The 12,195-nt window shown below is 66.3% G+C and carries 11 protein-coding genes; 5 read left to right on the top strand and 6 right to left on the bottom strand.

Going from position 1 to position 12,195, the window contains the following annotated elements:
- Positions 1 to 2 precede the first annotated feature (2 nt).
- From lysS to prfB, 3 genes are all read right to left on the bottom strand, one after another.
- The gene (lysS, locus tag AKI39_RS15350; RefSeq protein ID WP_066637725.1) at positions 3 to 1,523 is read right to left on the bottom strand and encodes a lysine--tRNA ligase; all 1,521 of its coding nucleotides are present in this window, start codon (positions 1,521 to 1,523) and stop codon (positions 3 to 5) included.
- A gap of 8 nt (positions 1,524 to 1,531) precedes the next feature.
- On the bottom strand, positions 1,532 to 2,287 hold the full coding sequence (locus AKI39_RS15345) for an SDR family oxidoreductase (protein ID WP_066637722.1): 756 nt from the start codon (positions 2,285 to 2,287) through the stop codon (positions 1,532 to 1,534).
- 52 nt (positions 2,288 to 2,339) lie between these two features.
- A protein-coding gene (gene prfB, locus AKI39_RS24970) for a peptide chain release factor 2 (protein WP_145925289.1) occupies positions 2,340 to 3,444 on the bottom strand; the annotation gives its coding sequence in 2 pieces (ribosomal slippage) (positions 2,340 to 3,362 and positions 3,364 to 3,444; 1,104 coding nt in all).
- A gap of 321 nt (positions 3,445 to 3,765) precedes the next feature.
- Here prfB and AKI39_RS15340 point away from each other — a divergent pair.
- Positions 3,766 to 5,073 (top strand): MFS transporter, encoded by a 1,308-nt coding sequence (locus AKI39_RS15340; protein WP_066637719.1) that lies wholly within the window; start codon positions 3,766 to 3,768, stop codon positions 5,071 to 5,073.
- A 136-nt stretch (positions 5,074 to 5,209) separates the two neighbouring features.
- On the opposite strand, the gene AKI39_RS15335 is transcribed toward AKI39_RS15340, so the two are convergent.
- The 3 genes from AKI39_RS15335 to AKI39_RS15325 are packed head-to-tail and all read right to left on the bottom strand — an operon-like array spanning position 5,210 to position 8,311.
- Positions 5,210 to 5,674, bottom strand: coding sequence for an NUDIX domain-containing protein (locus tag AKI39_RS15335; protein ID WP_066637717.1), 465 nt, complete (start codon positions 5,672 to 5,674; stop codon positions 5,210 to 5,212).
- 4 nt (positions 5,675 to 5,678) lie between these two features.
- Positions 5,679 to 7,379: a single-stranded-DNA-specific exonuclease RecJ gene (gene recJ, locus AKI39_RS15330; RefSeq protein ID WP_066637715.1), complete on the bottom strand. Its 1,701-nt coding sequence runs from the start codon at positions 7,377 to 7,379 to the stop codon at positions 5,679 to 5,681.
- Entirely contained in the window at positions 7,361 to 8,311 is a 951-nt protein-coding gene (locus tag AKI39_RS15325) for a hypothetical protein (RefSeq protein ID WP_066637713.1), read from the bottom strand. Before AKI39_RS15325 ends, recJ begins: the two co-directional genes overlap by 19 nt.
- Positions 8,312 to 8,489: 178 nt before the next feature.
- On the opposite strand from AKI39_RS15325, the gene AKI39_RS15320 reads away from it, so the two are divergent.
- From AKI39_RS15320 to AKI39_RS15305, 4 genes are all read left to right on the top strand, one after another.
- A complete protein-coding gene (locus AKI39_RS15320) occupies positions 8,490 to 9,722 on the top strand; it encodes a lipoprotein-releasing ABC transporter permease subunit (protein ID WP_066643084.1) in 1,233 nt (410 codons plus the stop codon).
- On the top strand, positions 9,715 to 10,389 hold the full coding sequence (locus AKI39_RS15315) for an ABC transporter ATP-binding protein (protein ID WP_066637711.1): 675 nt from the start codon (positions 9,715 to 9,717) through the stop codon (positions 10,387 to 10,389). The genes AKI39_RS15320 and AKI39_RS15315 overlap by 8 nt, the downstream gene beginning before the upstream one ends.
- 24 nt (positions 10,390 to 10,413) lie before the next feature.
- Positions 10,414 to 11,223 (top strand): TatD family hydrolase, encoded by an 810-nt coding sequence (locus AKI39_RS15310; RefSeq protein ID WP_066637708.1) that lies wholly within the window; start codon positions 10,414 to 10,416, stop codon positions 11,221 to 11,223.
- Positions 11,224 to 11,452: 229 nt separating this feature from the next.
- On the top strand, positions 11,453 to 11,794 hold the full coding sequence (locus tag AKI39_RS15305) for a DUF4148 domain-containing protein (RefSeq protein WP_066637705.1): 342 nt from the start codon (positions 11,453 to 11,455) through the stop codon (positions 11,792 to 11,794).
- The last annotated feature ends 401 nt before the right edge of the window (positions 11,795 to 12,195 follow it).

Below are 12,195 nucleotides of genomic sequence, written 5' to 3'. Positions count from 1 at the left end.
GTTCAGTCTTCGCGCCGCAGGTGCGGAAACAGGATGACGTCCCGTATGCTGGGGCTGTCGGTCAGCAGCATGACCAGGCGATCGATGCCGATGCCACAGCCCCCGGTGGGCGGCATGCCGTATTCCAGCGCCCGGATGTAGTCCGCGTCGTAGTACATGGCCTCTTCGTCGCCGGCATCCTTGGCTTCGACCTGGGCGCGGAAACGTTCGGCCTGGTCTTCCGGGTCGTTCAGTTCCGAGAAGCCGTTGGCGATCTCCCGGCCCGTGATGAACAGTTCGAAGCGTTCCGTGATGCCGAGACGCGCGTCCGAGGCGCGCGCCAGGGGCGAAACTTCCACCGGATAGTCGATGATGTAGGTGGGATTCCAGAGCTGCGCTTCGGCGGTTTCCTCGAACAGCGCCAGCTGCAGCGCGCCCAGGCCGGCACGCGACAGCGGCGGCGCGTCCACATCCACCTTCAACCTCTTCAGTTCCGTGCGCAGGAAGGCGGCGTCGTCCAGCTGCACCTGGGTATAGCCCGGCGCGTACTTCAGGATGGCATCGCAGATGGTCAGGCGGTCGAAGGGCCGGGAAAGGTCCAGCTCGCGTTCCTGGTAGGTCAAGACCGCGCTGCCCGCGGCCGCGATCGCCGCCTGGCGGATCAGTTGTTCGGTGAAGTCCATGAGCCAGCGGTAATCCGTGTACGCGGCGTAGAACTCCATCATGGTGAATTCCGGATTGTGGCGCGGGCTGACGCCTTCATTGCGGAAGTTGCGGTTGATCTCGAAGACACGATCGAAGCCGCCCACGATCAGACGCTTCAGGTAGAGCTCGGGCGCGATGCGCAGGAACATTTCCATATCGAGCGCATTGTGGTGCGTCACGAAAGGCTTGGCCGCGGCCCCTCCCGGGATGGGGTGCAGCATGGGCGTTTCGACTTCCAGAAAACCAGCATCCAGCATGCTCTTGCGGATGGCGCCTATGGTCTTGCTGCGCGCCTCGAAGGTGCGGCGCGTGGCCTCGGTCATGATGAGGTCGACGTAGCGCTGGCGATAGCGCAGCTCCGTGTCGGCCACGCCGTGGAACTTGTCGGGAAGCGGGCGCAGGGACTTCGACAGCAGCCGTGCCTGCGTGGCATGGATGGAAAGTTCGCCCTTGTTGGTCTTGAAGACCGTGCCTTCGACCGCGATGACATCGCCGATGTCCCATTGCTTGAACGCGGCATAGCTATCTTCGCCCAGCACGCCGCGGTCCAGATAGATCTGGATGCGACCGCTGGCGTCCTGCACCGTGGCGAAGCTTGCCTTGCCCATGACGCGCTTGAGCATCATGCGGCCGGCCACCTTGACGACCTTGCCGAGGGAGGCCAGGGCATCCTGCTCCGTGCCGTCGTATTGCGCGTGCAAGTCGGCCGCGCGGGCGTCCGGCGTGAAGTCGTTCGGGTAGGCGGGGCCGCTTTCGCGCAGCTTGGCCAGCTTGGTTCGCCGTTCGGCGATCAGCCGGTTCTCGTCCTGCGCGACGGGGGCGGTCGAAGTATCGGTCATGGTACGGATCAGTTGTAATTGCGGATGTCGTCGATCTCGGTGGTCCCGAAATCGTCGCGTTCAAGATAGGCGGCAATGCGCGCCGCGACGTCTGCCGGGGCGGCCAGCTTGCCGCCGGCATGCAGGTCCTGGAAGCGGGGCAGGGCGGGGAAGGCGGCGGGATCGCTGGAGCGGATCACGCCTTGCATGTCGGTATCGACGACGCCGGGCGCCAGCGAAACCAGTTTGGCGCCGTGGGCGTCCTGTTCCTGCTTGGCGACACGCGTGTACATATCCAGCGCGGCCTTGGTGGCGCAGTAGACGCCCCAGCCGGCGGTGGGATTGCGGCCGGCGCCGGAAGAAATGTTCAGCACGCGCCGATCGGCCTGCAGGCCGCGGGTCGCGGCCAGGAAGCGCGAGGTCAGCAGCATCACCGCCACGACGTTCAGATTCAGGGCCTGGTTGATCGCCGCCGCATCGTCCAGGGCGTCTACCGACGACACCGGGTTGACCGTGCCGGCATTGTTGATCAGCACATAGCGCTTCGCGTCGCGCGGCAAGCCGGCGGCCACGCGCGCGGCGACAGCGGTGGCGGCCGCCGTATCCGACAGATCCACGGCGATCTGCTCCAGCTCCGCCCCTTGGGCCGAGGCATGGGCGGCCAGTTCAGGATCCTGCCGGCGCGCCAGCGTGATCAAGCGGGTGCCGGATTTTGCCAGTTGGCGCGCCAGGGCGGCGCCGATGCCGCGGGAAGCGCCGGTCAGAACGACTACGGAGTGGGTCATGGAATGGCCTTTGTGCGCGTGCGTCAAGGGGTGGGAGGAAAACCGCGGGGCGTCAGACGCCCTGTTTCAGGCTGGCCTGGATGAAGGGATCGAGATCGCCGTCCAGGACTTTCTGGGTATTCGAGATTTCCACGTTGGTGCGCAGATCTTTGATCCGGCTCTGGTCCAGGACGTAGGAGCGGATCTGGTGGCCCCAGCCCACGTCGGTCTTGGAGTCTTCCAGCTTCTGCTGTTCGGCCATCCGGTTGCGCATTTCCAGTTCGTACAGCCGCGACTTCAGCATCTGCATGGCTTCGGCGCGGTTGCGGTGCTGCGAACGGTCGTTCTGGCACTGCACGACGATGCCGGTCGGCATGTGCGTGATACGGACGGCGGAGTCCGTCTTGTTGATGTGCTGGCCGCCGGCGCCGCTGGCACGGTAGGTATCCACGCGCAGGTCCGCCGGATTGATCTCGATTTCGAAAGAGTCGTCGATCTCGGGATACACGAATACGCTGGCGAACGAGGTGTGCCGGCCGCCGGAGGAGTCAAAGGGGCTTTTGCGCACCAGGCGATGCACCCCGGTTTCCGTGCGCAAGTAGCCGAATGCGTATTCGCCTTCCACCTTGATGGTGGCGGACTTGATGCCGGCGACTTCGCCTTCCGACTCTTCAAGGACTTCGGCCTTGAAGCCCTTGCGTTCGCAGTACTTCAGATACTGGCGCAGCAGCATCGAGGCCCAGTCCTGGGCCTCGGTACCGCCGGCGCCGGCCTGGATATCCAGGAAGCAGTTCAGCGGGTCCGCCGGGTTGGAGAACATGCGGCGGAATTCCAGGCCTTCCAGTTTTTCCTGGAAGCCGGCGGCATCCGTCTCGATGGAGAGCAGGGTGGCGTCGTCTTCATCGGCGGCCGCCAGTTCGAAGAGTTCCGCGGCGTCCGCCAGGCCGCTGCCCAGCGCGGACAGCGTCATCACGACATCTTCCAGGCCTTTCTTTTCGCGGCCCAGGTCCTGCGCGTGCTTGGGATCGTTCCAGACGTCGGGATTTTCGAGTTCCGCGTTTACGACCTGCAGGCGCTCGGATTTGGCATCGTAGTCAAAGATACCTCCGTAGAGCCTGTTCGCGCTCGGCGTAGTCGGCGAGTCGGGCGGCGATCTGGTTCTGACGTTCGGCTTCCATGGTGCATCCTGGCTTGAATTTCGAAAACCCGACATTTTAGCCTGCCTGGGCTGGGCAAGCCGGCGACGCAAGGAAATGGGCGGGGGCAAGCGGGCCGCTGGGCGGAAGGCGCGGGGCGTTGTGCGCCCGGCATCGCCACGCCGATGCCGGGCAGGACCGGATTTTTTCGGCTTGCGTTCAGGTTTACGTCAGTTTCAGGCGTCTAGGCTGCGTGCTTTATAAAGCCGTCCCTGCTTTCGCAGCGCGGCAACAATAGTGCGTGTGTTCCATGCATGCGCGGCCGCCGCCAGGCGGCACAACCATCCCGTACGGAGGAGACGAATGGAAACAGTCATTACCCCCGGCGCATCCGCGCCGTCCGCCAGCGCGGAGGATCCGCTCTACCGCAAGGTCACGCTGCGTCTGGTGCCTTTCCTGGTCCTGTGCTACGTGGTCGCCTACCTGGACCGCGTGAATGTCGGCTTCGCCAAACTGCAGATGCTGCAGGACCTGAATTTCAGCGACACGGTCTACGGGCTGGGCGCGGGGATTTTCTTCCTGGGCTATTTCCTGTTCGAAGTGCCCAGCAACATCATCCTGCATCGCGTCGGCGCGCGCCGGTGGATCGCCCGCATCATGATCACCTGGGGCATTATCTCGGCGGCCATGATTTTCGTGACCACGCCGGGCATGTTCTATCTGCTGCGCTTTCTGTTGGGTTTGGCTGAAGCTGGCTTCTTCCCCGGCATCATCCTGTACCTGACCTATTGGTTTCCGCACGCGCGACGGGGCCGCATCACGACGTTCTTCATGACTGCCGTGCCCTTGTCCGGCCTGATCGGCGGGCCGATCTCGGGTTGGATCATGCACACCTTCCATGGCGACCACGGCATGGCCGGATGGCAGTGGTTGTTCATCCTGGAAGGCATTCCGTCGGTGATCATCGGCCTGATCGTGCTGGTGTACCTGGACGACCGCATCAGCCAGGCGAAATGGCTGACCGAAAGCGAACGGGCCACGCTGGCCCGCAACATCGAAGCCGAAGAAAAGGTCAAGGAGGACCCGCCGATACGCGAAGCGATGACCAAGCCGCGCGTCTGGGCGATGGCCAGCATTTATTTTTCCTTCGTGATGGGCCTGTATGGCGTGGGGTTCTGGATGCCCACGCTGATTCGCAATACCGGCGTGCAGGATCCGCTGACCATCGGCTTGCTGACCGCGGTGCCGAATCTGTTCGCGGTGATAGGCATGATCCTGATCTCGCGTAGCTCGGATCGCGAGCATGAGCGGCGGTGGCACCTGGCCATTCCGTCGTTGATCGGCGCGGTCGGACTGGTGTTTTCAGCCATGTACAGCGGCAATACCTGGATAGCCATCGTGGCGCTGACCGTCGCCAACGTGGGCATCTGCACGGTACTGCCCTTGTTCTGGAGCTTGCCGACCGCCGTGCTGGGCGGAACCGCCGCGGCCGCCGGTATCGCGCTGATCAATTCGGTCAGCAACCTGGCCGGCTTCATCAGCCCTTACCTGGTGGGGTGGCTGAAGGACACCACGGGTTCGACCAACAGCGGGATCTATGTCCTGGCGGCCTGCCTGTGCGTGGGCGCGCTGGTCGCCCTGGCGCAGCCGGCCAAGCTGGTGAATCGTTAAGCGACGCGTGGGCCGGGGCTGGCCCCGGCCCTGTCGAAAGGCTACGGTTTCAGCACGAACGAGAACGGAAGTACCGCGCTGACCCCGGGCGGGGGCATCAATGCCGCGGCACGGCTGCGCGCCCGAGGCGTCCGCGCTAGGCCGATTGGGTCATCCGCGCCAGCAGGTCGAGCAAGGGCTTCTGGCTTGGAAGGATTTTCTCGCCTGCCTGGTCCAGGGGCATCCAGGCCGCCCGGTCCACCTCCGGGAAGGCCTGCACCCGGCCGCTGCGCGGCGGCCATTCCATTTCGAAGGTATTGCTGCGCACCGTGGCCACATCGAAATCACCTTCCACGGCATAGGCGATGACGCGCTTGCCCCCGCGCTGGCGGATGTCCCCGAGCAGCCAGGGTATGCCCTGGGGAAGTTGGCCTAGCTCCTCCGCGAACTCGCGCAGCGCCGCTGCCTGGGCGTCTTCGGCCGGGTCCAGCTCGCCCTTGGGAATCGTCCATGCGCCGGTATCCCGGCTGGCCCAGAACGGTCCGCCGGGATGCGCCAGCAGTACGGACAGCCCCGACGGCGATCGGCGATACATCAGGATCCCGGCGCTGGTCTTGGGCATGGCTTCAGGCGGCGTGTTCGACCACCAGTTGCACGGAGACGCGCCCGTTCCAGAGGTTCTGCTCCAGCCGGTAGGCGACGTCCACGGTGTCCGGCAGCAGGCGGGTCTGGCCGAACCAGATGGCATCGAAACGTTGATAGCCGCGCTCCAGCGTCAGCTTCAGGTGCTTGTCGCCCAGCAGGCGCTGCGCGCGGATCTGGAAGGTATCCAGGAATAGCGGCGCGGCGAAGCCCGAGCCCCATACTTGTTGCTGCAGCAGACCGGCCACGTCGGCGTTGGCATAGCCCGATTCGAGCGAACCGTCGGTCTCCAGGACCGGCTCGAAGTTGTCGCGCCCCGTGAGCTCGCGGACGGCGGCCTCGAAGGCAGGCGCGAAACGCGGGAAGTCGGCGCGCCCGACGGTCAGGCCCGCCGCCATGGCATGGCCGCCGAATTTGCGGATCAGGGTGGGATCGCGCTTGGACACGAGGTCCAGCGCGTCGCGCAGATGCACGTCGGGAATCGAGCGTCCCGACCCGCGAAGCTCGTCGTCGCCGGCCGGCGCGAAGGCCAGGGTGGGGCGCCAGAACTGGTCCTTGAGCCGCGACGCGACCAGGCCCACCACGCCCTGGTGCCAGGTGTCGTCGTACACGCAGACCGTCGCGCCGGCGGCTGCTTCCGGTGCCTGCATCGCCGCCATGGCCTGCTCGCGCATGGCCGCTTCGATGGTACGGCGGTCGCGGTTGATGGCGTCCAGCTCGCGGGCGATTTCCAGGGCCCGCGCCTCGTCGTCCGTGGTGAGGCAAGCGATGCCCAGGCTCATGTCGGAAAGGCGGCCGGCCGCGTTGATGCGTGGACCCAGCGCAAAACCGAGGTCGAAGGCGCTGGCCGAGCGGGGCTCGCGCGCGGCCACCGCGTACAGCGCGCGCAGGCCCGCCTGCATGCGGCCGCTGCGGATACGCTGCAGGCCCTGTGTGACCAGCAAGCGATTGTTGGCGTCGAGCTTGACCACGTCGGCGACGGTGCCCAGGGCAACCAGGTCGGACAACGTGTCCAGGCGCGGGCCGCCGTCGGGAGGATAGACGCCGCGCCGTCGCAGCTCGGCACGCAAGGCCAGCATCAAGTAGAAGATGACGCCGACGCCCGCCAGGTTCTTGGAGGGGAAGCCGCAGCCCGGCTGGTTGGGGTTGACGATGGCCAGCGCGTCGGGCAGCCGGTCGCCGGGCAGGTGGTGGTCGGTGATCAGTACGCCGATGCCGGCGGCGTTGGCGCTGGCCACGCCGTCCACGCTGGCGATGCCGTTGTCCACCGTGACGATCAGATCGGGCTTGCCGGCGTGATGGCGGCAGGCCAGCTCGACGACGGCCGGTGAGAGCCCGTAGCCGGTTTCGAAGCGGTTGGGGACCAGGAAGTCCACGATGGCGCCCATGCTGCGCAGCGCACGCAGGCCAACGGCGCAGGCGGTGGCGCCGTCGCAATCGTAGTCGGCGACGATCAGCAGGCGCAGGCGCCGCTCGATGGCGTCCGCCAGGATGGCCGCGGCCTGGTCGGTCCGGGTCAGGTGTGCGGGCGGCAGCATGGCGGGCCAGGCCAGCCGCGTCTGGTCCGGATGCACAACGCCGCGCGCGGCCCACAGCCGCGCCAGCAAGGGATGAATGCCGGCGGCTTCCAGCACCCGGCAGGCGGCAGGGTCGCCGCTGCGTACGGTCAGACGGGGGGAGACCACCAGGCCCTCCAGGAATGTTCGCGGGTGGGCAGCCAGCGCAGGAGCGGGCCGCGCGGCTGCAGGGTCAGCGTGGCACGGCGGTCCCGGCCCAGCATGGTCAGCATCAATGGCCGCAGCGGCGCGCCCTTGCCGTTGGCGCAGGGTTGCAGGATTCCGGCGTCCAGGCGTTCCAGCGACTGCAACCATGCGCCCCAGTCTTCGGCCTGGAAGGCGGACAGCAGGTCGTCGGCGATGCACGGCGCGGGGGAGGCGGCTGTCCGCGGCCAAGGCGCCGCGCCGCCGTACAGCCACAGGCCGTTCACCGGCAGTTGCCCGCGAGCGGCGCGCTGCACGTTGGCGGGATGCTCGTACCAAGCCATCTGTATTTCGTTGACCAGGCGGCGCCAGGGACGGGCGGCCGCGTCCTGGGTCCACCAGGCATTCAACGGTTGTCCGGTCACCACGGCGGGGCTGGCGGTGGGCAGGGCCATGTCCTCGGGGACGCCGACGCGCCAGCGAAACGGTTCCAGCGGCGCCGCGTCGAAAGGCGTGTCCTGGAATAGCGGGCGCGCCGCCTCGAACAGCGCCGCGCCTTCGGTTTCGGTAAGGTCCAGCGCTTCCGCCGGCACCAGGCTGGCGCGGTCCGTGCCCAAGGCGATATGGGCCAGGTCGGCGATCCACACGCGCGTGCCGGCGAGCGCGTCGACACCGGCCCGCAAGGGGCCCAGGCCCGCGCCGATGGGTTGGCGTGGCGCGGGGTGGAAGCCCGCCTGCTCCAACTGCCAGGCCTCGAAGGGCGTGCAGCCGTGCTCGTGCGGGTCGAAGGGCTCCTGGCGGCCCGCGCCCTGGCGCATCCAGGCATACAAGGTCGGGGCTGCCGTGGGCAGCCGCTTGGCCAGCTCCGCGGCGATGGGCGCGCTGGGAGGCAGCGCGCCGGGAAGGACGATATGCATGGGCGGGATTGTAGTGCGGCGGGGCGCGCCGCCAAGCGGCCGTCCTGGCGCATGAGCGGGCGCGCCTCCAGACGCCGCGACCACGCTGGGGCGCGCATCGCCGCGGGGCTGTTAATGCCATAATGCGCGGGTGCTGAAAATACCCTACGAATTCTGGATAGGCGCCCGCTATGCGGGCATGGCCCGTATCCGCCAGCGTCGCGGCCGCCGCGACAGGTTCATCTCGTTTATCGCCGCCAGTTCGATGGCGGGTATCGCCCTGGGCGTCGCCGCGCTGATCATCGTATTGTCGGTGATGAACGGCTTCCAGCGGGATGTGCGCGATCGCATGTTGTCGGTGCTGCCGCATATCGAGCTGTACGTGCCCGGCGGCAATCCGGACCACATCCTGGCGCAGTGGCAGGCGCTGGCGAAGGCGGCCGAGCGCAACAAGGAAGTGCGCGCGGCGGCGCCGTTCGTGGCCGCCCAGGGCATGCTGGTACGGGGCCAAGCCCTGCGCGGCGTGCAGGTGCGCGGTATCGATCCGCAAATCGAGGGCCATGTGTCGGATATTCCGCGCCAGATGGTGGCCGGCAAGCTCGATGACCTCAAGCCGGGCTCCTTCGGCGTGGTGCTCGGCCGCGACCTGGCGTCGGATCTGGGGCTGCAGGTTGGCGATACGGTGCTGCTGCTCGCGCCGCAGGCGTCGATCAGTCCGGCCGGTTTCGCTCCGCGCATGCGGCAGTTCACGGTGGTGGGCGTGTTTTCTTCCGGGCACTACGAATACGATTCGTCCCTGGCCTTCATCGACGACGAGGACGCCGCCAAGGTGTTCCGCGACAGCGGTACGGCAGGGGTGCGGCTGCGCATCGAGGACATGCAGCGGGCGCCCCAGGTGGCTGCCGAACTCTCCAAGGAATTGCCGCCCTACGTCATGGCCAGCGACTGGACGCGCAATAACCGTACATGGTTCGCGGCCGTGCAGACGGAAAAGCGGATGATGTTCCTGATCCTGGCGCTGATCGTCGCCGTTGCGGCTTTCAACCTGTTGTCCTCATTGGTCATGGCGGTGAAGGACAAGCAGTCGGACATCGCCATCCTGCGCACGCTCGGCGCCAATCCGGGCGAAGTCGCGCGCATTTTCCTGGTGCAGGGGGCGCTGATCGGGGTCGTCGGGACGCTGCTGGGCGTGTTGGGCGGCATGCTGATCGCCTACAACATCGAGACCATCGTGCCGTTCATCGAGCACCTGCTCGGCGTACATTTCCTGCCGCGCCAGATCTATTTCATCAGCGAGCTTCCTTCGGATCCGGAGATGACCGACATCGTCACCATCGGCATCACATCGCTGGTGCTATCGCTGCTGGCCACGCTTTATCCGAGCTGGCGCGCGTCGCGCCTGCAACCTGCCCAGGTGCTGCGCCATGACTGACTACGCGCTGCATGCGGAAAACCTGACCAAGGTCTACGACGAAGGGCCCGCGCGCATCGAAGTGCTGCGGGATGTCAGCGTGTCGATCCGGCGCGGCGAAATGTTGGCCATCGTCGGCGCCTCGGGTTCCGGCAAGAGCACCTTGCTGCATATCCTGGGGCTGCTCGATGTGCCCACGCACGGGACGGTTATCGTCGATGGCGTGGATGCCTCCGGGCTGGCGGAACGTGCCAAGAGCACGCTGCGCAATCGCAGCCTGGGCTTCGTCTATCAGTTTCATCACCTGCTGGCCGAGTTCTCCGCGCTGGACAACGTCGCCATGCCGCTGATCGTGCGGCGCATGGACAGGGAGAGCGCTCGCGAGCAGGCCCAGGCGGTGCTCGAACAGGTCGGCCTGGCGCCGCGGGCGCTGCATTTTCCCGGCCAGTTGTCCGGCGGCGAACGCCAACGTGTGGCCCTGGCACGCGCCCTGGTGACGCGTCCGGTATGCGTGCTGGCGGACGAACCCACGGGCAATCTGGATCGCAATACGGCCCACAGCATGTTCGAACTGCTGACCCGCGTGAACAAGGAATCGGGTACGGCCTTTGCTATCGTCACCCACGACCGTGAGCTGGCTGGCCGCGCTGATCGACAACTCGCCATGGAGCAGGGCCGTCTGGTGTAGCGGCAACGGCTCCCAGGAGTCCCCATGCTGATCGACACCCACTGCCATCTTGACGCCCAGGAGTTCGACCCGGACCGTACCCAGGTCATAGCCCAGGCGGCCGAAGCCGGCGTGCGGGCGGTCGTGATACCCGCCATCGGGCGCGGGAACTTCCAGGCCGTGCGCGACCTGGCGCACGCGATGCCCGGCGGCGCTTATGCGCTGGGCATCCATCCCCTCTACGTGGGCGCCGCCTGGGATGACGATCTCGCCCTCCTGCGCCATGCCGTCGAAGCGGCAATGGACGATCCGCGCTTTGTCGCGATCGGCGAGATCGGTCTCGACTTCTTTGTCAAGGAAATCGCCAGCGGCGAAGCGCGCGACAAGCAGGAACGCTACTACGCGGCTCAACTGGATCTGGCCGTCGAATTCGGTTTGCCGGTACTGCTGCATGTGCGGCGTTCGCAGGACATCGTATTGAAGCATCTGCGGCGGCATCGCGGGCGGCTCGGCGGCATCGCGCATGCCTTCAATGGCAGCGAGCAGCAAGCGCAGGGTTTCGTCGAGCTGGGCTTTGCCCTGGGCATAGGCGGCGCCATGACCTTTCCCCGCGCCTTGCAGATCAGGCGGCACGCGCAGCACCTGGGGCTGGAGCATCTTGTCCTGGAAACGGATGCGCCGGACATCCCGCCCGCCTGGCTGCATGCGCCGGATCGTCGCAATACGCCCGCCCAGGTTGCCGGCGTGGCGCAGGCGTTGGCCGAATTGCGCGGGTCCGACGCGATGTCCGTGGCGGCGGGCACGGCGGCCACCGCCTTGCGTGTGTTGCCGCGGCTGGTGCCCGTCGTGGCCTGACGGCCTTCAATCTGTGAAGAAACTGAGTCTAAGGGTTATTGCGGCGCCCAAGAATGGATTGCTCCAGGAATTGGAAAAATGATTTCCGCGTATCCGGGTTTATACCTAGGTCTGGCCGGCGCAGAATGCAGCGCATGGGGGCACAGCAACGAATACCGCGAATCTTCACTCCCATAGCGGAGCGCGGTATCCGGCCCTATCCAAACCATCCAGGACCAGGAGTACTGCCATGAAAATCAAGACCGTCGCCACCGCACTGATTTTGTCGTTTGCCGCCGTCGGCGCCGCCCAGGCTCAGACGCCCCGCGGCGATTCGGACAACCAGCCCTTCCAGGGCGTCTACGGACAGGACCAGGCCAGTGCCAGCCGCAGCCAGGTACTGGCCGAGCTGCAACAAGCCCGTACTGTCGGACTGACCGGCAACAACGGTGACATCGATAACGTGCCCTTCGCCGCGCAGCAGGACAGCGGCGTGACGCGCGCGCAAGTCGCCGCGAATGTCGACCACGGCAATAGCACCACGGATATCGCTTTTGGCGACATCGACAATCAGCCGTTCCAAGGCGCCTGATGCGCCGGGTTCCGAACCGGCGCGGCCTGTGATCTTCGGCCCGCCACTTCCATGACCCAACGGCTCGCTTTCGGGTCGCCCGTGCCACGGCGCGTGTGATCAGGAAGTCCTGGCCATGCGGATTTGCCCTCCGCATGGTTTCCCCGGTGAGAGGCGGGGATGCTGTGAAGTCCTCTCGTGCAGTACCCGGCCCCGCGCAAGCGGGGCCGTTTGCTTTACAGGCCCGGCTGTCACGCTCCCTTATTGCCGTGTGCCGACTCTTCTACGTGGAGCGAACGACGGGCCGACGATTAGGTCGGTAACACAGGAACGCTTACGCGGGGCGTGAGTGGTGCAGGCGGTAAAAGAACAAGAACTGGACGCCAGCCAAGTCCGTCATGATGCGATCGCCTGCGCGCGCT

This window comes from Bordetella sp. H567 (assembly GCF_001704295.1).
Taxonomy (GTDB): domain Bacteria; phylum Pseudomonadota; class Gammaproteobacteria; order Burkholderiales; family Burkholderiaceae_B; genus Bordetella_C.
Note: the sequence above shows the minus strand (reverse complement) of the source record. Positions and strands in the feature narration are given on the sequence as shown.